The organism is Paraburkholderia sp. J10-1 (assembly GCF_905220165.1).
Taxonomy (GTDB): domain Bacteria; phylum Pseudomonadota; class Gammaproteobacteria; order Burkholderiales; family Burkholderiaceae; genus Paraburkholderia.
Map to the genome: position 1 here is coordinate 20,191 of NZ_CAJMYW010000028.1, position 23,687 is coordinate 43,877.

21 protein-coding genes are annotated in these 23,687 nt (G+C 63.5%); 11 read left to right on the forward strand and 10 right to left on the reverse strand.

The genetic code is table 11. The features are described 5' to 3' along the window. Nucleotides 1–19 precede the first annotated feature (19 nt). From U5A65_RS38275 to U5A65_RS38295, 5 genes are all read right to left on the reverse strand, one after another. Nucleotides 20–226, reverse strand: a complete 207-nt coding sequence (locus U5A65_RS38275; RefSeq protein ID WP_321949471.1) for a hypothetical protein — start codon at nucleotides 224–226, stop codon at nucleotides 20–22. Nucleotides 227–431: 205 nt separating this feature from the next. After that, entirely contained in the window at nucleotides 432–926 is a 495-nt protein-coding gene (locus tag U5A65_RS38280) for a molybdopterin-dependent oxidoreductase (RefSeq protein ID WP_321913368.1), read from the reverse strand. A 142-nt stretch (nucleotides 927–1,068) separates the two neighbouring features. Next, entirely contained in the window at nucleotides 1,069–2,610 is a 1,542-nt protein-coding gene (locus U5A65_RS38285; protein ID WP_321913369.1) for a methyl-accepting chemotaxis protein, read from the reverse strand. 280 nt (nucleotides 2,611–2,890) lie between these two features. Then, nucleotides 2,891–3,631, reverse strand: a complete 741-nt coding sequence (locus tag U5A65_RS38290; RefSeq protein ID WP_321949472.1) for a YdcF family protein — start codon at nucleotides 3,629–3,631, stop codon at nucleotides 2,891–2,893. 186 nt (nucleotides 3,632–3,817) lie between these two features. Then, entirely contained in the window at nucleotides 3,818–4,135 is a 318-nt protein-coding gene (locus U5A65_RS38295; RefSeq protein ID WP_321913371.1) for a DUF3311 domain-containing protein, read from the reverse strand. A gap of 257 nt (nucleotides 4,136–4,392) precedes the next feature. Between U5A65_RS38295 and U5A65_RS38300 the strand changes: the two genes are divergently transcribed. Further along, entirely contained in the window at nucleotides 4,393–4,848 is a 456-nt protein-coding gene (locus tag U5A65_RS38300) for an MEKHLA domain-containing protein (protein ID WP_321913372.1), read from the forward strand. 94 nt (nucleotides 4,849–4,942) lie between these two features. On the opposite strand, the gene U5A65_RS38305 is transcribed toward U5A65_RS38300, so the two are convergent. Continuing rightward, nucleotides 4,943–5,584 (reverse strand): TetR/AcrR family transcriptional regulator, encoded by a 642-nt coding sequence (locus U5A65_RS38305; protein ID WP_321913373.1) that lies wholly within the window; start codon nucleotides 5,582–5,584, stop codon nucleotides 4,943–4,945. 295 nt (nucleotides 5,585–5,879) lie between these two features. Between U5A65_RS38305 and U5A65_RS38310 the strand changes: the two genes are divergently transcribed. The 4 genes from U5A65_RS38310 to U5A65_RS38325 all read left to right on the forward strand — a co-directional run bounded on the left by U5A65_RS38310 (nucleotide 5,880) and on the right by U5A65_RS38325 (nucleotide 13,276). Continuing rightward, nucleotides 5,880–7,136: an efflux RND transporter periplasmic adaptor subunit gene (locus U5A65_RS38310; RefSeq protein ID WP_415766377.1), complete on the forward strand. Its 1,257-nt coding sequence runs from the start codon at nucleotides 5,880–5,882 to the stop codon at nucleotides 7,134–7,136. Between the two features lie 9 nt (nucleotides 7,137–7,145). Beyond that, the gene (locus tag U5A65_RS38315) at nucleotides 7,146–10,361 is read left to right on the forward strand and encodes an efflux RND transporter permease subunit (RefSeq protein WP_321949474.1); all 3,216 of its coding nucleotides are present in this window, start codon (nucleotides 7,146–7,148) and stop codon (nucleotides 10,359–10,361) included. Continuing rightward, nucleotides 10,358–11,812, forward strand: coding sequence for an efflux transporter outer membrane subunit (locus tag U5A65_RS38320; RefSeq protein WP_321949475.1), 1,455 nt, complete (start codon nucleotides 10,358–10,360; stop codon nucleotides 11,810–11,812). The genes U5A65_RS38315 and U5A65_RS38320 overlap by 4 nt, the downstream gene beginning before the upstream one ends. A 132-nt stretch (nucleotides 11,813–11,944) precedes the next feature. Further along, the gene (locus U5A65_RS38325; RefSeq protein ID WP_321949476.1) at nucleotides 11,945–13,276 is read left to right on the forward strand and encodes a leucine-rich repeat-containing protein kinase family protein; all 1,332 of its coding nucleotides are present in this window, start codon (nucleotides 11,945–11,947) and stop codon (nucleotides 13,274–13,276) included. Between the two features lie 73 nt (nucleotides 13,277–13,349). On the opposite strand, the gene U5A65_RS38330 is transcribed toward U5A65_RS38325, so the two are convergent. Continuing rightward, on the reverse strand, nucleotides 13,350–14,420 hold the full coding sequence (locus U5A65_RS38330) for a radical SAM protein (RefSeq protein WP_321949477.1): 1,071 nt from the start codon (nucleotides 14,418–14,420) through the stop codon (nucleotides 13,350–13,352). Between the two features lie 320 nt (nucleotides 14,421–14,740). Here U5A65_RS38330 and U5A65_RS38335 point away from each other — a divergent pair, with 320 nt between their 5' ends. Next, complete coding sequence (locus tag U5A65_RS38335; protein ID WP_321949478.1) at nucleotides 14,741–15,199, forward strand: VOC family protein; 459 nt, start codon at nucleotides 14,741–14,743, stop codon at nucleotides 15,197–15,199. A 46-nt stretch (nucleotides 15,200–15,245) separates the two neighbouring features. Here the strand turns inward: U5A65_RS38335 and U5A65_RS38340 are convergent, their stop codons facing one another. Next, nucleotides 15,246–16,094 carry a substrate-binding domain-containing protein gene (locus tag U5A65_RS38340; protein ID WP_321949479.1) on the reverse strand — a complete coding sequence of 283 codons (849 nt, stop codon included), beginning with the start codon at nucleotides 16,092–16,094 and terminating at the stop codon, nucleotides 15,246–15,248. Between the two features lie 222 nt (nucleotides 16,095–16,316). On the opposite strand from U5A65_RS38340, the gene U5A65_RS38345 reads away from it, so the two are divergent. Then, a complete protein-coding gene (locus U5A65_RS38345) occupies nucleotides 16,317–16,592 on the forward strand; it encodes a hypothetical protein (protein WP_321913381.1) in 276 nt (91 codons plus the stop codon). Between the two features lie 158 nt (nucleotides 16,593–16,750). On the opposite strand, the gene U5A65_RS38350 is transcribed toward U5A65_RS38345, so the two are convergent. Both U5A65_RS38350 and U5A65_RS38355 read right to left on the reverse strand, forming a co-directional pair. Continuing rightward, nucleotides 16,751–17,059: a hypothetical protein gene (locus U5A65_RS38350; protein ID WP_321913382.1), complete on the reverse strand. Its 309-nt coding sequence runs from the start codon at nucleotides 17,057–17,059 to the stop codon at nucleotides 16,751–16,753. Between the two features lie 74 nt (nucleotides 17,060–17,133). Then, nucleotides 17,134–18,006: a GNAT family N-acetyltransferase gene (locus U5A65_RS38355; RefSeq protein WP_321913383.1), complete on the reverse strand. Its 873-nt coding sequence runs from the start codon at nucleotides 18,004–18,006 to the stop codon at nucleotides 17,134–17,136. A 239-nt stretch (nucleotides 18,007–18,245) separates the two neighbouring features. Between U5A65_RS38355 and U5A65_RS38360 the strand changes: the two genes are divergently transcribed. The 4 genes from U5A65_RS38360 (at nucleotide 18,246) to U5A65_RS38375 (ending at nucleotide 23,653) form a co-directional block, all read left to right on the forward strand. Continuing rightward, nucleotides 18,246–19,736 (forward strand): aldehyde dehydrogenase family protein, encoded by a 1,491-nt coding sequence (locus U5A65_RS38360; RefSeq protein WP_321939249.1) that lies wholly within the window; start codon nucleotides 18,246–18,248, stop codon nucleotides 19,734–19,736. Nucleotides 19,737–19,986: 250 nt separating this feature from the next. Further along, nucleotides 19,987–20,655, forward strand: a complete 669-nt coding sequence (locus U5A65_RS38365) for a haloacid dehalogenase type II (RefSeq protein ID WP_321913385.1) — start codon at nucleotides 19,987–19,989, stop codon at nucleotides 20,653–20,655. Between the two features lie 25 nt (nucleotides 20,656–20,680). Next, nucleotides 20,681–21,955 carry an FAD-dependent oxidoreductase gene (locus U5A65_RS38370; protein ID WP_321949480.1) on the forward strand — a complete coding sequence of 425 codons (1,275 nt, stop codon included), beginning with the start codon at nucleotides 20,681–20,683 and terminating at the stop codon, nucleotides 21,953–21,955. Nucleotides 21,956–22,036: 81 nt separating this feature from the next. Then, a complete protein-coding gene (locus tag U5A65_RS38375) occupies nucleotides 22,037–23,653 on the forward strand; it encodes an ABC transporter substrate-binding protein (protein WP_321913387.1) in 1,617 nt (538 codons plus the stop codon). Nucleotides 23,654–23,687: the final 34 nt, after the last annotated feature.

The window sequence follows — 23,687 nt, forward strand, 5'->3', positions numbered from 1 at the left end:
GTTCGATCAGGACCGCTTATTACTTGCCAGCCGATTCACTTGCATCGGGTTCGCTGGTGCGATGCTCGTCATTTGCGGCGCGGTTCGACAAACGGTTCTTGGCGATGGAGTCGCCATGCGGGGAGGCGGTCGGCGCCGGCATGCGCGCCATGGCCATAAACGGTGCCATCATGAGGAGGCCGGCAATGGCGAACGTGGCGTTGAGTCGGCTGAAGTACGTGATCACGCTTTTCTCCTTGATGGTGAAATAAAGGATGACTAATTAATCGATGGATTGACTGGAAGTTCGACAGAACCCCGGGAAGACGCGTTCCGAATCCAAAGCTTACGTGAAGTTTACATTCCGTAAGATTTGATGGCAAGCCACGCGTGAACATTTCGTGCGGCTTAACGCCTCACGAAATAGGGGTATGACCGCGGATGCAGAAGTTTCAGAGCGCGAGCACGCGAGCCTCGATGCGCGCGAGACGTTTGACGTGGCGCGGCGCCGGTACGAGATCGGCGCCGGAGAAGAGCACAGGGGCGCCATGTTGCGCGTCGAGCGGTTTGTCCCCGCATTCGTAAGCGATAACCACCTGCTCGCCTACGGGCGTGTTGAACAGTTCGTGCCAGGAGAACGTCACGAAGTAACCGTCGTGGCCGACCGCGAGAAAGACCATGCGCTTGAAGTCGCCGTCCACGTCGTTGCGCAGTTCCGCTTGACGGAGCAGATCCGTCAAGCGCACCCCGCGGTAGGGCGCGACAGTGCGGATGAAGCGCTGCGTGGTGTAGCAGCGCAGATCGAACGCCGGGCACGTCACGGCCGGATATTGCCGCAGCGCCTCGAGCGACAGGGACATCGGATGCACGAGGCTGCCCGTGAGTTGAAGCGGAGCGCCTGGCTCGACGGCATTGTCGATCGGGGCGGGGGCGGTCGCGATATCCATGTGTGAGTCTCCGGGCCGGTGTCGTTCGATATAACCTCGCGTATATTACGCTCGCGATCCACCGGAGTCAGCCTCGCGAGCAAGATGCCGGACATGCCATAGCGGTTATGGCCCCCGAAGCGGCGCTTTTGTATGCGCGAAATCAGGCCATGGCGGCGTCCCTGAGCCGGAATGCGGCGACGGTCTCGCGCAGCGCGTGCGCCTGCTCGGCCAGCGCATGCGCCGCCGCCGATGCTTCCTCCACGAGCGCCGCATTCTGCTGTGTGACTTCGTCCATTTGCGTGACGGCGATGTTCACCTGTTCGATGCCCGTCGACTGTTCGCGCGAGGCCGTCGAAATGTCCTGAACGGTGCCGGAAACCCGCTGCACGGCCTCGACGATCTCGTCGATGATCTGGCCGGCGTCGGCCACCTGAGACGATCCGCTTTCGACATGTTCCTTGGACTGCTCGATGAGCGTCTTGATCTCGCGCGCGGCGTTCGCGCTACGCTGCGCGAGCGTGCGGACTTCGCCCGCGACCACGGCGAAGCCGCGGCCTTGTTCACCCGCGCGCGCCGCTTCGACGGCTGCGTTGAGCGCAAGAATGTTGGTTTGAAACGCGATGCCGTCGATCAAGCCGATGATCTCGCCGACCTTGCTGGAGCTATGGGCGATGGACTGCATCGTGCCGACCACGCCGCGCATTACCGTGCCGCCGCGCGCCGCGGTTTGTGCCGCCGTGCCCGCGAGCGAGGTGGCCTCCTGCGCGTTCTGGGCGTTCATGCGCACGATCGACGTGAGCTCTTCCATGCTCGCAGCGGTTTCTTCGAGCGACGCGGCCTGCTCTTCGGTGCGCGAGGACAAATTCTGGTTGCCGGAGGCAATTTGCGCGCTCGCGGTCGCGACGCCTTCGGCATTGGCGCGGACTTCGCTCACTACGCGCGCGAGACTTGTCTGCATTTTCGCGAGCGCCGTGAGCAGTTCCGCGGTTTCGTCGTCGCCCCGCGCATGCAGATCGGTCGAAAGGTCACCGTTGGCGACCTCGCGGGCAAAGCCCACCGCGCGCCCCAGCGGGCGCGTGACCGTACGGCTGAACAGCACGCCGCCTGCCAGCGCGAGCACGAACGCGACCACCATGAGCACGGCGCTCACGACGGTGGCGTGCGCGGCTTGCACCGCGGCCTGTGCGGCCACCTGTGCGTTGGTGGCGGCAATGGTCTGCGCGGCGCGGTCGAGCAGCTGGGCCGGCGCGCGATCGACACCGGCGACCACGGTATCGCCCGCAACGGGGTCGGCGCCCGCCGCCTTGAACGCCTCGAAGCCCTTGCGATACCCCTGGCCCATCGCCTCGTGCGCCGCGGCGAACTGTTCGACGAGGGCGCGCGCCTCACCATCGGGCAGCTTTGTTTCGAGCGCGGCGGCGAGATCGTTCACGGTGCGCTCCCGCTTCTGAAATGCGCTCCAGTACCGATCGAGTTTTTGCGGGTCCTTGCCGCGCAGGAGTGTGTCCTTCCACTCCTGCACTTGCAGCTTGAACTCGACGAGCGTGGCCGACACCATGCGCTCGTTCGCGGCGGCGTCCTGCACGGTGGTGCGATAGGTATCGATGGCCTGATTGAGCGTGTGGATGCCGTATAACGCCCCCGCCGACATGAGGGTGAGAGACGCGGCGAAAGCGAGGGGAATCTTGCGGCTGAGTTTCATAGGGGGCAGATGACTGAAAACGCAGGGCGCGTGGCGCGCCGACCCCCTTATTACGGCTCGCGCGGGACCTTCTTTAGTATTGGCGCATTACGTCGTCTTTCGTCATACGTAAGCCGTTGCCGACATCGTTTTCGAGCCGCGCCGGGACATTGCGATTGCTAAAAAAAGTCCGACTATTCGCGAGTCATTCTGAAAGCCTGTGCTGCTGCGCATCGCGGGGCTTTGCAACTTAATGTGGAATGCTTATTAAAGTGAATGTCGCCGTTTGGCATCGTTTCCGTTACGCAGCGTTCAGGCCCAGCATGTTGTAGAGCGTGTAACGCGCAATGCCAGCGTATTCATGGAGCGCAATATCGGCGAGCACGAAGTTGTACGAAAGCGGCAGTGGCGACAGAGCGGCGCGTAGATAGTCGGCACGCACCGGAATGGCGTCGACACCGAAGTGCGAAAAATAAAGCGTGCTCCGCTTCAGATGGATGGCCGACGACACCAGCAGTATTTCGTCCGGCTGGTATCGCTGCAGCAAGGCGCGGGTGAACTGGGCGTTTTGCCATGTGTTCATGCTGTCGGGCTCGCTGAGCACATCGGCGGACTCGACGCCGAGCCGAAGCAACGCGGCTCGATACACCGAAGCTTCCGACTCGCCGTTATGGCGCGGATCGCCGCCGCTCACGATGACCTTGCAGTCCGCGCCTGTCATTCGGCAATCACGATAGAGCGCGGCGGCTTCAACGATACGCGAGTACGAGAATATCCCCGGCTCGACGACCCCGGCACGGGGGATCTTTTGCGTGCCTGCGCCGAGCACGACGATGGCGTTTCGTTTGCTCCATTGCACCGTTGGATGCACCGCATAGGCCGATTGCAGGTTCGTCAGCAGCCACGCGGGAACGGGGCCGCAGCCGACACCAAGAAACAGGGCGAACGCAGCGGCATACAGCGCGCGACTCGTGCGCCGCCATTTGAGCGCGGCGAAACAGGTGGCGATGGCAATGGCGACGAGAAGGACGACGAGCGTCATGCGAATCACCCGATATCGAAACGAAAATGAAAATTGGCGAGCACGATAGCCGCCGCGCGCCGCATCGCACAGAACAGCTCGAGCAAGCCATTTATTCCAGCCGGCTCTGGCAAATATGACTGTGCGCGGCTGGCTTGACTCACCCACAATACGCTTCTCGTTCGCCTGCTACGTGCGCCTGCCCGATTAGAGATCTGCCTCCCCTTCAAACGCCTCGAAATGAAACTCGGCGAAAAGGGGAGGGGGCGCATCCATGGGGAACTCGGCAGCGGAGTCCGGGGCTGGCGTTGACGTTTCGTTCGATGCGACCGCGTCGCTCGCGAGGAAAACAATGCCGGTAATCACGCAGCCACCGAGGAGCCAGAATAGTTGATACCAGTAGAAGAACGGCATGCCGTCCCAGATGGGATCGATTCTGTCGTAGGTTGGAATCGCGATGAGGGCCAGCCACGGCATGTACAACAGGGAAAATCGGCGTCGCAGCGATCCTGGTTTGCCTTTCAATTGCGTAGCCCTTCGAAAGTTGCAATCGCCGCGTTAAGGAAATCGGCGATCTGGAAGGCATAACACGCGATCGATCAGGCTTATTCCTGATAAGAAGGATTGTGAATAATAATATGGGATCCGAAATAAATATCTGCCATGCGCGATGAGGCGCGCGGCGGTAAAGCACGCTTACGCGGGAACAACGGATACGCATAGGCGCACGGTTGATAGAATTGCGCAACGCGCAACCGCTCAATTCGAAGGAGCCAGTCTGAATGTCACCGTACACGGATACCGAACTTTTTCGCCTTCTCGCACATAGCTATCGCCGCCTGTTGGGCGTTGCGCTCGTGCCCGAAGGCATGAGCGACGCAGAAGGCGCGGCGTGGCTCTATGAGCGCGCGCCGTTCGGTTTGCTTGCGCACGGCACGCAGGAAGACCCCGTGTTCATGTATGGCAATCGTCGCGCACAGGCGATTTTCGGCTACGACTGGGACGAAATCACGGCGCTGCCTTCGCGTCTTTCGGCGCAGGCGCCCGAGCGCAGTGAGCGGCAGGCATTTCTCGATTCGGTGACGCGCGAAGGCTTCGTGAAAGACTATCGCGGCATCCGTATCACGAAGTCGGGGCAGCGCTTCTGGATCGAGCGCGCAACGGTCTGGCAACTGCTCGACGAAGCCGGCGTGCTGCATGGGCAGGCTGCGATGATTCCGCATGTTGCACCTTGCTGACACGCACACGCACACGCACACGCACACGCACACGCACACGCACACGCACACGCACACGCACACGCACACGCACACGCGCTAGCGAAGCCCGCGCTCATTGCGGGTTCAGCGGGCCGTTCTGCTTCGCTTGTGGCGCCCCCACCGCGTAGCCCGCGAGAAATACGTCGACCGCCCGGTTCACGACCTGCAGCAATTTCGCGCGCGAGGTTTTCACTTCATAGCCGAGCGTCGCGAGTTCGACCAGTTCCGCCTCGAGAAGCGCCAGCAGATGGTGCGCCGCGACGCCCGTGTCGCAAGGCCGGATCGCGCCCGACTCGATCGCACTCGCCAGAAAGTCGCGCACGTGCTTCAAGCCCTGTTTCGGTCCCGATTCGTACAAGATCCGGCCCACATTCGAGCGGTCGACCTCCTGATGGCACAGGCGGCGTATCGCGAGAAAAGAGGGCTGCAGCACGGCGCTCAGGTAGTGGAGCCCGAACGCGACGAGCGACTCGCCTAGCGGCAAATCGAGTGTCAGCTGACTGAAGGCATCGCGGATTTCGGTTCCGGCGCGGCTCGTCATTGTTTCAGCAAATAACGCCTCTTTCGACTCGAAATAGCTATAGAGCGTCGCCTTCGACGCACCTGATCGAGCCGCGATTTGCGTCATCGACGCCTGCTCGAAGCCCTCGTCCCGGAACACCTCCAGCGCGGCTTCGATGATGGATTGGCGCTTTTCTTCCGTCTTCTTTCTCATGCAGTCTCCCTCCCTTGCTCGCTCTCCTGGCTGGGACGCGAGCGTCCACTAAACACACCGGCCGGTCACGAATGGAAACATTCGTGACCGGGTAATGTAATTGACAGCCATCAATCGTTCTATTATAAACCATACCGTTCAGTTTAGTTATGTGATCGGGAACATGAGATTTAGGGTTGGAAGGTAATGCGCACTGAGGCCTCAGCATGCTGAGCCGCACGATTCCAACCGATTAGTAGTGCGAGTCAATTCATTCGCGCCTGTCCATGTTCCAATGCGCGATTCGATGGGATATATGCCACAAAAGATTCATGCAAGAGATGGATGGAGCAGGAAAAGCCGCCGCTTGAGCGCCGCGCTTTTCTGCTCGACCGCAATTGTGATTGCAGGCTGTCAAGGTCACGACGCCGGGATGCCCGCTCGCTCCGCAGGCCCTGCTGGCCAGAGCGTTGAAGTCGGCGTCAAGACGCTTGCGCCGCAACGCATCGTGATGACGGCCGAGCTTTCGGGCCGGCTTTCGGCGCTGAAGGTTTCGGATGTGCGCCCGCAAATTGGCGGCATCGTGCAGAAGCGTTTCTTCGTTGAAGGCTCGGACGTGAAGGCCGGCCAGGTGCTCTACCAGATCGATCCTGCGACCTACCAGGCGACCTACGACCAGGCGCGCGGCACGCTCGTCAAGGCCGAGGCCACGCTCGCTTCCGCGAAGACGAAGGCTGACCGCTACGCGCAACTCGTGAAGATCAACGCCGTGAGCGCACAGGACAACGACGATGCGATCGCGGCCGTGCGCGAGGATGAAGCCGACGTGATCGCGGACCGCGCGTCGCTCGAATCAGCACGGATCAATCTTGGCTACACGCGCATCACGGCGCCTATTTCAGGCCGTATCGGTGCTTCTTCGGTGACCGAAGGCGCGCTCGTGACCACCGAGCAGACCACGGCGCTCGCCACCATTCAGGCGTACGACCAGATGTACCTCGATGTCACGCGTTCGAGCGCCGACTGGCTGCGCTTGCGCAAGGCATTTGCCTCGGGCCGCCTCAAGCGCTCAGGCGAGGGCGCGGCCGTGCAACTCGTGATGGAGGACGGCACGGCCTACGCGCACGCGGGCGTGCTGCAGTTCTCGGGCATCACCGTCGACGCGACAACGGGCTCGGTGACGTTGCGCATGGTCTTCCCGAACCCGGAGGGCGAACTGCTGCCCGGCATGTTCGTGCGGGCGCAGCTCGACGAGGGCGAGAGCGCGAGCGCGCTGCTCGTACCGCAGCTCGCGGTCACGCGCGCTTCGGATGGCGGCGCGAGCGTGTGGGTCGTCGATGCAACCGGGCACGCGAAGCAGGTCGCAGTGCGCGCGGACAGCGCCTATGCGGACCAATGGATCGTCACGAGCGGCCTGAAGGACGGCGATCGCGTGATCGTGAGCGGGCTGCAAAAAGTGCAGGCCGGGGTGGCGGTACACGTGGCGGCGGATACGGCCGCGCCCGTTGCCGCCTCGGGTGTCTCGGTCACGTCCGCGGCGAATTCCCTGGCAAATTCGCCGGCAAAGTCGTAAGGAGGGCGCATGGCAGGTTTCTTCATCCAGCGCCCGATCCTCGCGTGGGTCATCGCGATCGTCATCATGTTGATCGGCGGTGCGGCGACCACCACGCTGCCAATCGAGCAGTATCCGACCATCGCGCCGCCTTCGGTGCAGGTTACGGCGACCTATCCGGGCGCCTCCGCCGACACGGTTGCGAAGACCGTCACCCAGGTGATCGAGCAGAAGCTCTCCGGCATCGACAACCTGTTGTACATGTCGTCGACGAGTAGCGGCGCGGGGCAGGCGACCATCAACCTGACGTTCAAGCCGGGCACCAACCCGGATATCGCGCAGGTGCAGGTGCAGAACAAGGTGACCCAGGCCACGGCCTCGCTGCCGGAAACGGTGCAGGAGCAGGGCGTACAGGTGGCGAAGGCGTCGAGCGACTTTCTGATGATCGTCGCGCTGTCGTCGCCGGGCGGCACGCTCAACTCGATCGATCTGGGCAACGTCATCGCCACGCAGATCGAGGACCCGCTCACGCAGATCAACGGCGTGGGCGACGTCACGCTGTTCGGCGCGCAGCACGCCATGCGCATCTGGCTCGATCCCGTGAAGATGCGCAGTTTCGGCGTGACCGCTTCCGATGTAACGACCGCCGTCACCAACCAGAACGTGCAGCTTTCCGTCGGCGAACTCGGCGGTGCGCCTGCTACGAACTCGCAGGCGATCAACGCGACGATCTCCGCGTCGAGCCTGATGACGACTGCCGACCAGTTCGGCGGCATTCTCCTGCGCGTGAATAGCGACGGCTCGAAAGTCCTGCTCAAGGACGTCGCGCGCGTCGAGGTGGGCGGCGACTCGTACGATACGTCGTCGCGGCTCGACGGCAAGCCGGCGGCCGCGCTGGCCGTGAAGCTGTCGACCGGCGCGAACGCCATGGCGGTCGCGAAGGCCGTGCGCGCCAAGCTCGTGGAACTGCAGCCGCAATTGCCCAAGGACGTGGCCATTGCGTATCCGTACGACTCCACGCCGTTCGTGAAGATCTCGATCGAGGAGGTCATGAAGACGCTCTTCGAAGCGGTGATCCTCGTGTTCCTCGTGATGTACCTCTTCCTGCAGAACCTGCGCGCAACGCTGATTCCGACCATCGTCGTGCCGGTCGCGCTGCTCGGCACACTGGGCGTGATGTCGGCGATCGGCTTCTCGATCAACGTGCTTTCGATGTTCGCCATGGTGCTCGCGATCGGCTTGCTCGTGGACGACGCGATTGTCGTCGTCGAGAACGTCGAGCGGATCATGGCCGAGGAAAAGCTCGACGCGAAGACGGCAACGAAGAAGGCGATGAGCCAGATCACCGGCGCGCTCGTGGGCGTGACGACCGTGCTGACCGCCGTCTTCATCCCCATGGCGTTCTTCTCCGGCTCCACCGGGGCGATCTATCGCCAGTTTTCGGTCACGATCGTGTCGGCGATGGTGCTCTCGGTGCTGCTCGCCATGACGCTCACGCCCGCGCTGTGCGCGAGCTTGCTGAGCCCGTCGGCGCTCGAGCACGCGCAAAGCCGCGGTTTGCTCGGCGCGTTCAACCGCCTCTTCACGAAGAGCAATGCGCGCTACAGCGCCACGCTGGCGCGCGTGGTGGCGAAACCGGCGCGCTGGATGCTTGGCTACGCGCTCATTGCGGGCGTGGTCGGCATTCTGTACGTGACGCTGCCTTCGTCTTATCTGCCGGAAGAGGACCAGGGCTCGGTCATGGTGTCCATTTCAGCGCCGGTCGGCACGCCGGCTTCGAAGACGCTGAAGACCGTGGCGCAAGTCGAGCAGTATTTCCTCAAGCAGCCCGCGGTGACGCACGTGATGGCCGTGAACGGATTCAGCTTCAACGGGCAAGGGCAGAACAACGCGCTCGCATTCGTGCAGTTGAAGGACTGGAGCCAGCGGGGCTCGAACGATAGCGCACAAGCGGTGATCAGCCGCGCGAACGCCGCCTTTGCGAGCAATCGGGATGCGCAGATCTTCGTGATGAACGAGCCTGCGATTCATGGCCTCGGCACGCAAAGCGGCCTCGACTTCGAGATCGAAGACCGCGCGGGCCAGGGACACGACAAGCTACTGAAAGCGCGCAACCAGTTCCTCGCGCTGGCTGCGAAGGATCCTTCGCTTGCGATGACGCGTCCGGCGGGCCTCGAAGATACGCCGCAGCTTTACGTCGATATCGACCGCGAGAAGGCGAGTGCGCTCGGGCTGTCGATCGCCGATGTCGACACGACGATTTCCACGGCGTTCGGCTCGGCATACGTGAACAACTACATCGATACCGGGCGTATCCAGAAGGTCTACGTGCAGGCTGACGCGCCGTACCGCATGATGCCGGACGACATCGGGCAGTGGTACGTGCGCGCGGATTCGTCGTCGTCGAGTACTTCGTCATCCTCAAGTTCGTCGTCGAGCTCATCTTCGAGTACGACACCGACGTCGACGACGACGACTTCGGGCTATGACGGCCAGATGGTGCCGTTCTCCGCGTTCGCCACCACGCGCTGGACATTCGGGCCGCCGCAGATCGAACGCTACAACCGCGAACTGGCGATGCAAATGAGCGCCCAGCCGGCACCCGGCGTGAGCACGGGCCAGGCAATGGCCGCCGTCGAAAATCTCGCGAAGCAGCTGCCCACCGGTTTCGGTATCGAGTGGACGGGGCAGTCGTACCAGGAAGTGCTCGCGGGTTCCCAGGCCACGTACCTGTACGCCATTTCGCTGATCGTGGTGTTTCTCTGCCTCGCGGGGCTGTACGAAAGCTGGTCGGTGCCGCTCGCCGTCATTCTCGTGGTGCCGATCGGCGTGCTGGGCGCGCTGCTGGGCGCGCATATGCGTGGCCTGTCGAACGACGTGTATTTCAAGGTCGGTCTGCTGACGACCATCGGTCTGGCCACGAAGAACGCGATTCTGATCGTCGAATTCGCGAAGGACCTGCAGGCGCAGGGCCGCGGACTCGTCGAGGCCACGCTCGAAGCGGCGCATCAGCGATTGCGGCCGATTCTCATGACGTCGCTCGCCTTCGTGTTCGGCGTGCTGCCGCTCGTGATCAGCACCGGTGCGGGCTCGGCCGCGCGCCACGCGATCGGAACCGGCGTGGCCGGCGGCATGATCGCGGCGACTGCGCTCGCCATCTTCTTCGTGCCCGTGTTCTTCATTGTGGTGCGCAAGCTGTTCAAGGAACATGGCGAAGCCACGCCGGCCGCAAAGGATCATGAATGAAATTGAAGCTTTTATCGGTGCTCTGCGCGGCAGTATTGAGCGCGTGTTCTCTCGACCCGGTTTATCAGCGTCCCGCGGCGCCGGTCGCTACCGCGTGGCCAACGGGCGCCGCGTACGATGCGGGCGCATCGGCGGCTGCGGCGCCCGCATCATCTACGGCGCCGAACGCCGCTGACGTCGGCTGGCGCGACTACTTCAAGGACCCGAAACTGCAGGAGTTGATCGCGCTCGCGCTCGACCACAATCGCGACCTGCGCGTCGCGGCGCTGCAGGTGGCCGAGTACGAGGCGCAGTACCGCATCACGCGCGCGGAACTGGCGCCGACGATCGACGCCGGCGGCTCGGTCACAAATACGCGTACCGATGGCGCGGTGAGCCACTCGAATACCGTTTCGGTCGGCACGACGTCGTGGGAAATCGACTTCTTCGGGCGCATTCGAAGCCTGAAGCGCCAGGCGCTCGAAAACTATCTGTCGACGCAGGCCTCGCGCACGAGCACGCAGCTTTCGCTCGTGGCAGATGTTGCGACCGACTATCTGCAATTGCTCTCCGACGAGACCTTGCTGAAAGTCTCGACCGACACCGCCACGGCTAACCAGAGCACTTACGATCTCACGGTGAGCATGATGAAGATCGGCAGTGCGTCGCTTCAGGACGTGCGTGAGGCGCAAACGTCGCTTGCGAGCGCGCGTGCGAGCGTAGCCTCGTACACGCGGGCGGTCGCGCAGGACCGCAACAATCTGATCGCCGACATTGGCTGCCCGTTGCCGGATGACTTTGGCACGGGGCCCACGCTGCTGGATAGCGACGCCATGTTCGCCGACGTCGATGCGGGCATTCCGTCCGACTTGCTTGCGCGCCGGCCCGATATCATCGAGGCCGAGCATACGCTGAAGGCCGCGAACGCCAATATCGGCGCCGCGCGTGCGGCGTTCTTTCCCAAGATCGAGCTGACTGCGAGCGCCGGCACCGCCAGCACGAGCCTCTCGCAGCTGTTCAAGGCGAGCACGGGCGCATGGTCGTTCGCGCCGACGATCACGATGCCGATCTTCGATTACGGCAGCAACAAGGCGTCGCTCGACGTTGCGAAGATCGAGAAGGATATCGACGTAGCCGACTACGAAAAGGCGATCCAGACGGCGTTCAAGGAAGTATCGAACGCACTGGCGGGGCGCGCGACCTATGTCGATCAGGTCGCGGCGGATCGCGAGTACGTGAAAGCGGCGCAGGACTACTACGATCTCGCGCAGGCGCGCTACAAGGCCGGCACCGACAGCTTCCTGACCTTGCTGACCGCGCAACGCACGCTCTACACGGCGCAGGAGCAGCTGGTGATCGACGAGCTGGCGAAGCTGTCGAATCAGGTCACGCTGTACAAGGTGCTGGGCGGCGGATGGTCAGCGACGAGCGTGTATGAGCAAGCCGCCGCAAGCAGCCAGGCGCATTCCTGACGCTTGTGAGGCAAAATGCGGTCACAGCACGCGACCCGCTAGAATTGCGATATTCGCCGCTGCCCTGAGCGCCACGCGCACGATGAGCACCGGCATTCGCGATTTCCTTGCCATTTCCCATTCAATCCACGCGTGAAGACCGCTACCCTCGAACAACTGCGTGACGGTCAACTCGCCGGCGCGCGACAGCTCAAGCTCGCCTGCGGGTTGACCGAATTTCCGCGCGAGATCTTCGATCTCGCCGACACCCTGGAGGTGCTCGACCTCTCGGGCAACGCGCTCACGTCGCTGCCGCACGACCTGGCGAGGCTGCGGCATCTGCGCATTCTGTTCGCCTCGAATAACCCGTTCACCGAGTTGCCGCCCGTACTTGGCGAGTGCGAGTCGCTGAGCATGGTCGGCTTCAAGGCGAACCGCATCCGCCGCGTTTCAGGCAGTGCGCTGCCGCCGCAATTGCGTTGGCTGATCCTGACCGATAACGAGGTCGACGCATTGCCGCCCGAAATCGGCGAACGTCCGAATCTGCAGAAGCTGATGCTCGCCGGCAACCGGCTGCGCGCGCTGCCTGAAACGATGGCCGCTTGCAGCCGGCTCGAACTGCTGCGGATCGCGGCGAACCGGCTCGACGCCTTGCCCGACTGGCTGTTGCGCTTGCCGCGCCTCGCGTGGCTCGCCTACGCGGGCAATCCGCTCAATACCATGCGCGAGCAGGTGGCGCTCGCTGACTCACCGGTTCCCGATATCGACTGGCACACGCTCGCACTCGGACAAACGCTTGGCGAGGGTGCATCGGGCGTGACGCATCGCGCGACGCGTCTTCTGCGCGACGGGCATCCGGTGGAAGCGGTCGCCGTCAAGCTGTTCAAGGGCGCGGTGACTAGCGACGGTTTGCCGGAACTGGAAATGGCCGCGTGTCTGCAAGCAGGCTCGCACCCGAACCTCATTCCGGTGCTCGGCAAAGCCACGGGACATCCGCTGGGCGAGCATGGCCTCGTGATGGAGCTGATCCATCCGTCGTTCGGCAATCTCGCCGGGCCTCCGAGCCTCGACTCATGCACGCGCGACATCTACGCGCCCGATGTCCGGTTCGACAGGCCGGTGGCGTGGCAGATCGCGCGCGGCATTGCTTCGGCGGCGCGGCATTTGCATGGGCGCGGGATCATGCACGGCGATCTCTATGCGCACAACATCCTGCACGACGGTGCGGGGCACGTATTGCTCGGCGACTTCGGCGCGGCGTCGCTGCACGATATCGACGATCGCGCGCAGGCGCAGGCACTCGAACGTATCGAGGTGCGTGCGTTCGGCTGCCTGCTCGAAGAACTCGCGCAACGTTTGGCTGGCGAAGCGCATGAGCATGCCGCCAGGTTCGATGCGCTAATCGCCGACTGTTTCGCAGAGCAGGTCGAGATGCGGCCTTCGTTCGATGAGATTGTCGAGCGACTGTCTGCGTTGAGCGTTTAAGCGCAAGCAGTGAGCGCCCCAGCGGCGAACGGCGGGCCATTCACAATGACGATGGCCTGCCCGTAACTTTCATTCATGCGCTTTGCGGCGAGGACCGCCGTGGGCCTGTCCTTCCTGCCAATGCGGCAAGCGCGGTTCGAGGCAGTTCTTCAGTGGCCAGCGCCCACAGCGAATACGCAACGCCGCGCTGAAACAACAAGCTGACAGCAGTGCGAAGCTCGCCCCTGCCCAGCGCATACACGGACTCAGTTACGCCCATCGCGCCGTGCATCAGGACGCTGGCATGCCGGTAGCACCCCATCATGCAGGCATTACAGGGCTCCCGCTGATCGGGCAGGCGGTCCAGGTCGAAGACCGAGCCCATGGGCTCATGCCACGGCTCGCAACGCCAGACGTCGAGATTCCAGTCGATATAAAAATACTTGCTGCCGGCAATACACGGAATGAGTTGCTGTTCGCCGCGCACGAACCTCGCAACCTCGTTCAGTGCGGCGCTCGGGTCCATCACGCGAAAGTGCTTTTTGAGGCGATCGATTGCACTCAATGCGTCGAGTAGCTCGTCGCGGCTGAGGTCGACGAGCTTCGAATTTTCGTCGTACACGAGCGATGTGGAACCGAATGCGTCACGCCTTGGATAGGAAAACACCACGGAATCGAAACCGAGCCGTTCGAGCGTCTCGGGAAGCGATTCGTAATGAACCAGATGGCTTACCGTAACCGTCGCACAGACCGGAATGCCGAATGCATGGGCTTGAGCGATGCCCTCGCAGATGCGGCCTTCGAGGCCTGGCAGGCCGCGATTGTGCTCGTGCTCGCGCATGTCCGCGCTATCGATCGATATCAGGAGACGCTTGAGGCCCGCGGCAGCCAGTTGTTTGATGTGTCGAGGGAGGAACCAGCCGTTCGTAATCACGCCGCACTGGATGCCGGCTTGCGTGGCCGACGCTACGAGCGATTCGATTTGCGGGTGAACCAGCGGCTCACCGCCTTGCAGCGTCATGTAGCGAATCTTGCGTTTGCGCAGCATGGGCATGGCGCGCGCGAATGCGTCAGGATCGATATAGCGGCGCGGACCGGCTAACTTCTTCTCGCGCGAAAAGCCGCAGAAGTCGCATGCGGCGTTGCAGACGTTCGTAACCGACACGTCACAGACTGCGGGCAATGGATTACGCGGCTCAATCACGCCGCTGCTTACATTTGGCAAACTGCGCCACTTGATGGTCCGCTCTGTCCTGTCCATGGTGTCCTCATGGTTTGCCGACTCAATGCGCACGAACCATCATAGGCTACGCTTGGCACACGTGCCGGATCGGCCGCGATATTTGTCCAGAAATGGATCGAACAAATCCTGTTTGACAGGCTAGTGTCAGGCGACTTCAATCCCCATACTTGAGGTGTCTCGCCGGGAAGCGAATGCCTGGCGAGTTTGTGAACGCAATGCACGGGTTGCAGGAGGAGGGTGAAATGGTTGACACCACAACCACCAAGCCGCGCGCGATCGGTTTCAATCACGTCGCGCTGGAAGTTGGCGATATCGAGCAAGCGCTGGCTTTCTATGGCCGCATCTTCGACTTTCAGTTGCGCGGCAAGAGCAGGACGATGGCCTTCATCGATCTCGGCGATCAATTCATCGCGTTGCAGGCGGGGCGCAAACAGCCCGCCGACGACGGCCGCCATATCGGCCTCGTTGTCGATGACAAGGAGGCGGCGCGCGCCGCCCTGAAGGCTGCGGGCGTCAAGCTGCTCGACGGTCCGTTTCTGGATTTTCGCGACCCTTGGGGCAATCGCATCGAGATCGTGGGCTATGACAATATCCAGTACACCAAAGCGCCGAACGTTTTGCGCGGCATGGGCCTCACGCACTTGACCAAGAACGAGAGCGCGAAAAAGGAACTGGCGGAAAAAGGGATGGCGGCGAGCTAGCCGCCAACGATGGCTGATGGCTCTACGGCAGCACTGCGGCTTTTGCTCAGTTCGGCAGTGGCTGCGGCTGTGGTTGCAATTGCGGTTGCGGTTGCGGCGGCAGCGCCGGCAACGGCTGCGGCGCCGTGATCGGTTCGAGCCCGCTGCGCATAATCGCGGGTGCTGCATCCGGCGAAGACAAAAAGCGGATCAGCGCCTCTGCGCCGGCCGGATTCTTTGCCGTGGCGGCGATGCCCCCGGAGTACACCACGTAACTCTGCAATTCCGCGGGCAAACTGCCGACCACCGTCACTCCCTTCACCGGCAACAGCTCCACGACCTGCTGCAAGCCGATCTCCGCGCCGCCGCTTGCAACGACAGTGGCGACCCGTTCGGCGGGCACCATGCGGCTCTTGCTTCTCACACGCCCTTCAATGCCCAGACGCGAAAACAGCTCGTTGGCGATATACGCGCCACTCGCGCTTTGCGGATAAACAATCGACTTCGCCTCAAGCAACGTGCGGCGCAAAGCGTCGACAGAACTGATGTCCGGTTTCGGCGCACCTTCACGCACCACCATGCCGATTGGCGAGCGCGCGAAGTCCACCCTGCTGCCGGGCACGACATTACCCGCGTGAATTTGATCGTCGAGCGCGTAGCTGACCACGATCAGCACGTCGGCCCATTCGCCACGCGCAAACCGCACGGGAATGGCAGTCAGGGCCGTGCCTGCCGCGGCCCCCCATACCGTGAGCAATGTATTGCCGGTCTCGTCCTCGAATAGCGGGCCGAGCTCGCGATACGCCGGCGCAAACCAGCCCGACATCATGACCTTCACCTGGTCCGCCAGACACACGTCGGGACCCAGTAACGCGAGCGCTATGCAAAACGCGAGTGTGCGAACGCGGTGAGTCATGACTGACCTGGCACGGATATACATCGCTCCCTATTTGTGAAGAAAGCGCATGAAGAAAACGTGTGACGAAAGTGAGTCGCGCTATGGCCGTTTTGCATCGTTTATACAACACGTTCGTTTGTGCACACACTGGTTTTCTTCGCCTCTGATAGTCTTTTCTCAGCGACGGTTCGGGCAGTTATCAAACTTGACGCGTGAAATCGAAGACAGGGGGGCTTATCCATGTTGCATTGGCTTTCAAACTTGATTGCCCACAATGCCGCAACGCCGGAGAAGCAGGCTCAACGCGCGCTGGGTGAATTGCGTATGGCGCTGTTCCAGGCTGAACAGCGGGTTCTCGATGCGCAATTGCAGGCCGAGTACTACCGCACGCGAATTGCGTTTTGCGAAGAGGTGCTGAAGACGGGCATCGAACAGGTGTCGGACCAGCGCAAAGGGCAACGTGAAGCGGTCACGCACGACTTGCGTCCGAACCTCAAGCTCACAACTTCGCAATAGTCGTCGATTGCCGGGGCAAATAATCGGCATGCCGAATGATTTGCTCAGCCGGGGCAGGGTTGACGACAAGCGGCAGATGCGCGCATGGCCGCGCGCATCGCGCTTTTCGGCAATTTTTCGGCAACTTATCGGGAATCGGCAGGGTCAACGACGAACCGCTAGATGCGCGGTAGATCGTCGATGGACTTTTCGACGTTGCCGTCCGGCACTTCCAGATCGATGCCATCGATCCCGTTGGGATGCGGCACCGGCTTGATCTTCGGCCCAAGAAAGCGCATGCCGCCGAGCGTAAATACCGAATACACCACGGCGCCCAAGCGGATGTCGTTCGTGATGGTCCCCACCTCGGAGATGGTGGGTGTCGAAAGCCAATCGTGCGTCTGGGGGTCGATTAGCGCCCAGCGCACATGGGTTACCCGGTCCGTTGAGGAACTGATGCGTACACCGTCGACACCATAGGTAGCCATAGCCGTCACCCTCGAGACGAGACTTCAATGGTAGTCCGTTCGCTGCCCGGGTGGTAGCGCGCCGTCGAGCGCCCTCACCACACCGCCTGGCTCGTGATCGCAAACTGCTTGAACTGCGCATCGACGCGCAACGGCTCACCACGCTCCGTTTTCTCGATGTGATCCACGAGCGGCAGCCCCACGCCTTCGAGCCAGTCCGAGAGACCGAGATCGACAGGCGTATCGATACGCACGAACATGCCCGCGTTGGAGGCGAGCCAGTGGCTGATCAGCGCCTTGGCGCGGCAGGCGTCCGGCGAATCGGGGGCGATCACGGGGCCGATCACGTGGCCGTCGCCAAAGCGGCGAAAGAGTGCGAAGCCGATCAGTTCGCCGTCGCGGTCGAGCGCGATGCCGCTCGCCTGATCGAGCAGTTTGGGCAGCATATCGGAGCGATCGAGGCCGCTTGCGCGCGTGGCGAGCTCGACCAGGCGCGGCCGGTCGCTCGCGCCGATCGGGCGCAGCCGTTCGCCCGCGGGCAGGGAGACGAGCGGCGGCTGGAACGCCGCGCCCTGGTGCTGGTGAATGCGCCCAATGCGTGTAAAGCCGAGCCGCTCGACGAGCGGCCAGCCCGTGTCGCTCGCATGGAGCAGCAGCGTGCGCGAGGCGAGCGCCTGCATCCAGTGCTCGATCATGGCCCGCCCAATGCCGCGGCGCTGATGACTCGGCTTCACGATCAGCATGCCGAGCGTTGCCGCGTTAGGACCGAACAGCCAGGAGAAAGCCGTGCCGACGAGCGCGCCGCTTTCGTCCACGGCCACGATGCCTTCGCCGATGCGCGCGGCGAATCGCCAGTCTTCGGGGCGGTGCCGCCAGCGCACTGCTGTCGACAACGCATGCGCGGCGGCCAGATCGTCGGCCGTGAAGGCACGGTAGGTGATGACGCTGTTCGGGTTTGGGTCGGACACGCCGGCCTCCAGATTCTGTATACGCGTTCCGTGACTATCGCATTGCCCGCTGAGGCTGACTAGGACGATCTTCCTGTTCTGGGCGCGCGCCCGGCCTCGCCCGTGATGCAATGCAAAACGCGGGGTTGGACGGTCAATAACGCGTCGATTCTGCTGATTGCGCCTTTTTGTCGGCGAAATATGCGGCGGCAGTGGACCTACGATATTTCCCATCGAGACCAAGTCGAGGGAACCCAGTCATGGACCAGTTCGAGCCCGCCGCAGTGGCTGCCGCCGTGGCCGCAACAGCCGGCCATTTCATTGGCGGCGAGCGGGTCGTGGAGGGCGCGGAGCGCATCGGCGTTGCGCGGCCATCGGATGGCGTGTTCTATGCCTCGGTGCCGCTCGCCGATGCGCAACGGGTGGACCGCGCCGTCGAGAACGCCACGCGCGCATTTCGCGAGAGCGGCTGGGCGCGCATGGCGCCGCGCGAGCGCGCCCGGATCCTGCGCCGCTTCGCCGACCTGATCGCCGCCGACACCGCCACGCTCGCGCCGCTCGAAGCGCTCGGCTCGACGCGCCCCGTGCGCGACGTGTGCGCCTGGGACGTGCCGTTCACGGCGGAAGGCATTCGCTTCTACGCCGAGTTCGCCGACAAGGTCGGCGGCGAGGTCGTGGCCACCGATCACGACCATCTGGGCATGACGATCGCCGAGCCCTACGGCGTGGTCGGCGCGATCGCACCGTGGAATTTCCCGCTCGTCATGGCGTCGTGGAAAATCGGCCCGGCGCTCGCAGCAGGCAATGCCGTGGTGCTCAAGCCCTCGGAAATGACGCCGTTCTCCGTGCTGCGTCTGGCCGAACTCGCGATCGAAGCGGGCATTCCGCCGGGCATTTTCAACGTTGTGCAAGGCGACGGCGCGACGACCGGCGACGCCCTCGTGCGTCATCCGGGCGTCGCGAAGGTGACCTTCACCGGCTCGACGCGCGCGGGCGCCGCGATCATGGCGGCGTGCGCACAAAGCGGCACGAAGCCGGTCACGCTGGAACTGGGCGGCAAGAGCCCGCAACTCGTGTTTGCCGATGCACCGAGGCTCGACGAGGTCGCGCGCCGCATCGCCGGTGCGATTGCGGGCAACGCCGGGCAGGTGTGCGTGGCCGGTTCGCGGCTGCTGGTCGAGCGCGGCATTGCCGACGAACTCGTGTCGCGCATCGAGCAGGCCTTCGCAACGCTGCGCGCGGGCGCGACGTGGGCTGCGGGCACGACGCTGCCGCCCATCATTTCAGAGGCGCAGGCCGCGCGCATCGAAGCCATCGTCGAGCGCAGCGTGGCCGAAGGCGCCACGCTGTATTGCGGCGGCCGCCGCGCCGACGCGCCTGTGCCGGGCGCGTTCTACCTGCCCACCATCCTCACCGGTGTGACCCCGCAAACGGAGGCGGTGCGCGCCGAGATCTTCGGCCCCGTGCTCACGGTGCAGACCTTCGACACGGAGGAAGAAGCGCTCGCGCTCGCCTCGCATCCCGAATACGGCCTCGCCGCCGGCGTGCACACCGCGGACCTCGGCCGCGCGCTGCGCCTCGTGCGCGCACTCGAGGCGGGCACCGTGTGGGTGAACCGCTACGGGCGCAGCAGCGATTTCATGATCCCGACGGGCGGCTACAAGCGCTCGGGCATGGGCAAGGATCTCGGCCGCCAGGGCTATGAGGCGCACCTGCGGTTCAAGAGCGTGCTGATCGATACGCGGAGCTGACGACATGCCGACTGCCACGCCGACGAATCACGCAGGAAAACGCACGGTCATGCGGCTATTACGCGCGAAATGGCGCCACCGCAGAATCTGCTGCGCCGGCCCCTGCAAACGCGTGGTTTATACCGTGCAGGCCCCACGATTCGACGCCAACCCCAAATTTTGCGCTGTTTAAATTTTCCACAGGGACGCACTTCTTCCTGTTTTCGCCACTGAGCCCCAAACGGGTTCATCACACGAAAGGATTGTCATCATGATCGATTTCGAGCCGAAGTACATCACGTTCGACTGCTACGGCACGCTGACGAAGTTCCGCATGGCCGACATGGCGCGCGAGATGTACGGCGACCGCCTCAAGGGCGCCGAACTCGAGAAGTTCGTCGCGTTCTTCGCCGGCTATCGCCGCGACGAGGTGCTCGGCGCATGGAAGCCGTACCGCGACGTCGTCGTCAACTCGGTGCGCCGTGCCTGCAAGCGCATGAACGTCGAGTTCATCGAATCCGAAGCCGAAAAGTTCTACACCGCCGTGCCGACCTGGGGCCCGCATCCGGACGTGCCGGAAGGCCTCTCGCGTCTCGCGAAGAAGTACAAGCTCGTGATTCTCTCGAACGCTTCGGACGACCAGATCCAGAGCAACGTCGACAAGCTCGGCGCGCCGTTCCACCGCGTGTTCACGGCGCAGCAGGCGCAGTCGTACAAGCCGCGCATGCAGGGCTTCGAGTACATGTTCGACCAGTTGAACTGCAACCCCGGCGACGTGCTGCACGTTTCGTCGAGCCTGCGCTACGACCTCATGACGGCGCACGACATGGGCATCAAGCACAAGGCGTTCGTGAAGCGCGGCCACGAGCCGGGCACGCCGTACTACGAGTACTACGAAGTCGAGACGATCGGCGAACTCGCTTCGCAACTGGGTCTGTGAGAGACGAGATAGCCGAGGCCGCCCGATGAAGCTCGACTCCTACTGGCTCGATACCGCCCCTGGCGGTCTGCTCGCAAGCGAGGGACCGGTGGAGGGCCGCGTGGACGTCGCCGTGGTCGGCGGCGGCTTCACGGGGCTATCCGCCGCGCTCGCGTTTGGCCGCCGCGGCGCGAGCGTCGCAGTGCTGGACGCGGGCCGCATGGGCGGCGGGGCATCCGGGCGCAACGGCGGCCAGTGCAACACGGGCGTGGCGCAGGACTATGCGGCGCTGCGCGCTCAACTGGGCGTCGAGCGCGCGCAGGGTTGCTACCGCGCCTATGCGGCTGCCGTCGATACGGTGGAGCGGCTGATCCGCGAAGAGGGCATCGAGTGTGACTACCTCGCATCGGGCAAGCTCAAGCTCGCGTCGAAGCCGCATCACCTCGAACACCTCGAACGCACGGCCGAACTGATTCGCCGCGAAGTCGATCCGGATGTCGAGATCATCGGACGCGAGCAGATTCGCAGCGAGGTGGAGTCGGACAGCTTTTATGGCGGACTGCTGCACAAGCATGGCGGCCAGATGCACATGGGCCGTTTTGCAGTGGGTCTTGCGAACGCTGCGGTACGGCGCGGCGCGCGGCTCTACGAGCACGCTGCCGTGACGTCCATCGCGAAGGAGGGCGGCGGCTATCGCGTGGAGTCGTCACGCGGAACGTTGCGCGCGCAACAGGTCTTGATCGCGACGGGCCCTTCGCGGCACGGCCCGTTCGCGTGGTATCGGCGGCGTCTTGCACCGGTTGGCTCGTTCATCGTCGTGACGCAACCGCTGCCGCCCGGGCAACTCGCACGGCTGTTGCCGAACCGCCGCTCGTACACGACGAGCCGCCTCATGCACAACTACTTTCGCGTGACGCCGGACTCGCGCCTGCTGTTCGGCGGTCGGGCGCGCTTCACCGCATCCGAGCAACCCTCTGATGCAAAGAGCGGCCGCATCCTCCAGCGCAGTCTCGCGCAGCTCTTTCCGGCGCTCGCGAGCGTACGCATCGATTACTGCTGGGGCGGACTCGTCGATATCACTGCGGACCGCTTGCCGCGCGCGGGCCAGCACGACGGCGTGTGGTTCTCGATGGGCTACAGCGGGCACGGCACGCAGATGTCGACACACATGGGCCAGGTGATGGCCGAGGTGATGAGCGGCAATACATCGGCGAACCCGTGGCGCGATTTCGCGTGGCCCGCTATTCCGGGGCACACGGGCAAACCGTGGTTTTTGCCGCTCGTCGGCGCGTACTACCAGATCAAAGACGCTTTTTACTGACCCTGCTTTTCCACTGCCTTTTCCATAAAACACAGCCTCGATACGAGCTGCGGTCCCCCACATCAGACGCGGAGAAGTTTCATGAGCATCGACAAATCGCTTGAAGACATTGCACACCCCGGCGTGCGGCTCGAGGCATTGACGAAGCGCGGCGCCACGCGCCGCGACCTCCTTCGTGCCATGGTCGCGGGGGGCATGGTGTCGATGACGGGCGCGGGCCTGCTCACCGCGAGCGGCGCGGCGCTCGCGCAGGAAAAGCCGAAGCAGGGCGGCAAGATTCGCGTGGCGACGCAGTCGGCGTCCGCGTCCGATACGCTCGATCCCGCGAAGGAGTCGGTGTCCACCGACTATGTGCGCGCCTACATGGTGTACAACGGGCTGACCGAGTACGACTCGCATCTCGGCGCGCAGATGGCGCTCGCGCAGTCGCTCGAAACGAAGGACGCGACGGTGTGGGTCGTGAAGCTGCGCAGCGGCGTGCAGTTCCACGACGGCAAAACGCTCGCGCCCGCCGACGTGGTCTACTCGCTCATGCGCCACAAGGACCCCGCGGTGGCCTCGAAGGTCAAGACGCTCGCCGACCAGTTCCAGGACGTGAAGGCCACGGGCCCGAACGAAGTGACGATCACGCTCACGGGGGCGAACGCCGACCTGCCCGTGATCCTCGCCGACTCGCACTTCATGATCATCAAGGACGGTACGAACGACTTCAAGACGGCCGTGGGCACCGGTCCGTTCAAGCTCAAGGAGTTTTCGCCGGGCGTGCGCACGGTGGTCGTGCGCAACGAGCGCTACTGGAAGCCGGGCCTGCCGCATCTGGACGAGATCGAACTGGTCGGCATCGGCGACGAATCGGCGCGCGTGAACGCGCTGCTTTCTGGCGACGTGCAGCTCATCAATCAGGTGAGCCCGCGTTCGACCTCGCGCATCAAGGGCACGCCGGGCTTCGCGGTGAAGGAAACGAAGACGGGCCAGTACACCGACCTGATCATGCGCGACGAAGGCGGCATCACGGGCAACGCGGACTTCCGCCGCGGCATGATGCACCTGTTCGACCGCGAGCAGATCCGCAACGCCGTGTTCCTTGGCTACGGCGCGATCGGCAACGATCAGCCGATCGATCCGACCAACAAGTACTACTTCGCGGGCCTGCCGGAGCGCGCGTTCGATCCGCAGAAGGCGAAGTTCTATTTCCAGAAGGCGAAGCTCGGCAACACGCCGCTGCAGATCTATGCCTCACCGGCTGCGGACGGCTCCGTCGAAATGGCGATGCTGCTGCAGCAGGTCGCGCCGCAGGCGGGCCTGAACCTCCAGGTGGTGCGCACGCCGAGCGACGGCTACTGGTCGAACCACTGGATGAAGCACCCGCTGACCTTCGGCAACATCAACGCGCGCCCGAGCGCCGACGTGATCTTCACGCAGTTCTTCAAGTCGGACGCGCCGTGGAACGAAGCGAACTGGAAGGACCCGAAGTTCGACCAGATGCTGCTGGCGGCGCGCGGCGAGCCCGACGACGCCAAGCGCAAGAAGATCTACGGCGACATGCAGGTGCTCGTGCATAGCGACGGCGGCATCGGCATTCCGATGTTCCTGAGCTCGCTTGACGCGCATACGACGAAGCTCAAGGGCCTCGGCTCGATTCCGATTGCGGGCCTCATGGGCTTCAAGTTCGCCGAGAACGTCTGGCTCGAAGCGTAGTTCCCGATGTGATGGTTGCGGCCGGGCGCATGCC

Excerpts from the sequence above, each read along its gene's own strand:
- U5A65_RS38280 (WP_321913368.1), bottom strand. The coding sequence starts at position 926 with ATGGATATCGCGACCGCCCCCGCCCCGATCGACAATGCCGTCGAGCCA.
- U5A65_RS38285 (WP_321913369.1), bottom strand. The coding sequence starts at position 2,610 with ATGAAACTCAGCCGCAAGATTCCCCTCGCTTTCGCCGCGTCTCTCACC.
- U5A65_RS38290 (WP_321949472.1), bottom strand. The coding sequence starts at position 3,631 with ATGACGCTCGTCGTCCTTCTCGTCGCCATTGCCATCGCCACCTGTTTC.
- U5A65_RS38300 (WP_321913372.1), top strand. The coding sequence starts at position 4,393 with ATGTCACCGTACACGGATACCGAACTTTTTCGCCTTCTCGCACATAGC.
- U5A65_RS38305 (WP_321913373.1), bottom strand. The coding sequence starts at position 5,584 with ATGAGAAAGAAGACGGAAGAAAAGCGCCAATCCATCATCGAAGCCGCG.
- U5A65_RS38310 (WP_415766377.1), top strand. The coding sequence starts at position 5,880 with ATGCCACAAAAGATTCATGCAAGAGATGGATGGAGCAGGAAAAGCCGC.
- U5A65_RS38315 (WP_321949474.1), top strand. The coding sequence starts at position 7,146 with ATGGCAGGTTTCTTCATCCAGCGCCCGATCCTCGCGTGGGTCATCGCG.
- U5A65_RS38320 (WP_321949475.1), top strand. The coding sequence starts at position 10,358 with ATGAAATTGAAGCTTTTATCGGTGCTCTGCGCGGCAGTATTGAGCGCG.
- U5A65_RS38335 (WP_321949478.1), top strand. The coding sequence starts at position 14,741 with ATGGTTGACACCACAACCACCAAGCCGCGCGCGATCGGTTTCAATCAC.
- U5A65_RS38340 (WP_321949479.1), bottom strand. The coding sequence starts at position 16,094 with ATGACTCACCGCGTTCGCACACTCGCGTTTTGCATAGCGCTCGCGTTA.
- U5A65_RS38345 (WP_321913381.1), top strand. The coding sequence starts at position 16,317 with ATGTTGCATTGGCTTTCAAACTTGATTGCCCACAATGCCGCAACGCCG.
- U5A65_RS38350 (WP_321913382.1), bottom strand. The coding sequence starts at position 17,059 with ATGGCTACCTATGGTGTCGACGGTGTACGCATCAGTTCCTCAACGGAC.
- U5A65_RS38360 (WP_321939249.1), top strand. The coding sequence starts at position 18,246 with ATGGACCAGTTCGAGCCCGCCGCAGTGGCTGCCGCCGTGGCCGCAACA.
- U5A65_RS38365 (WP_321913385.1), top strand. The coding sequence starts at position 19,987 with ATGATCGATTTCGAGCCGAAGTACATCACGTTCGACTGCTACGGCACG.
- U5A65_RS38370 (WP_321949480.1), top strand. The coding sequence starts at position 20,681 with ATGAAGCTCGACTCCTACTGGCTCGATACCGCCCCTGGCGGTCTGCTC.
- U5A65_RS38375 (WP_321913387.1), top strand. The coding sequence starts at position 22,037 with ATGAGCATCGACAAATCGCTTGAAGACATTGCACACCCCGGCGTGCGG.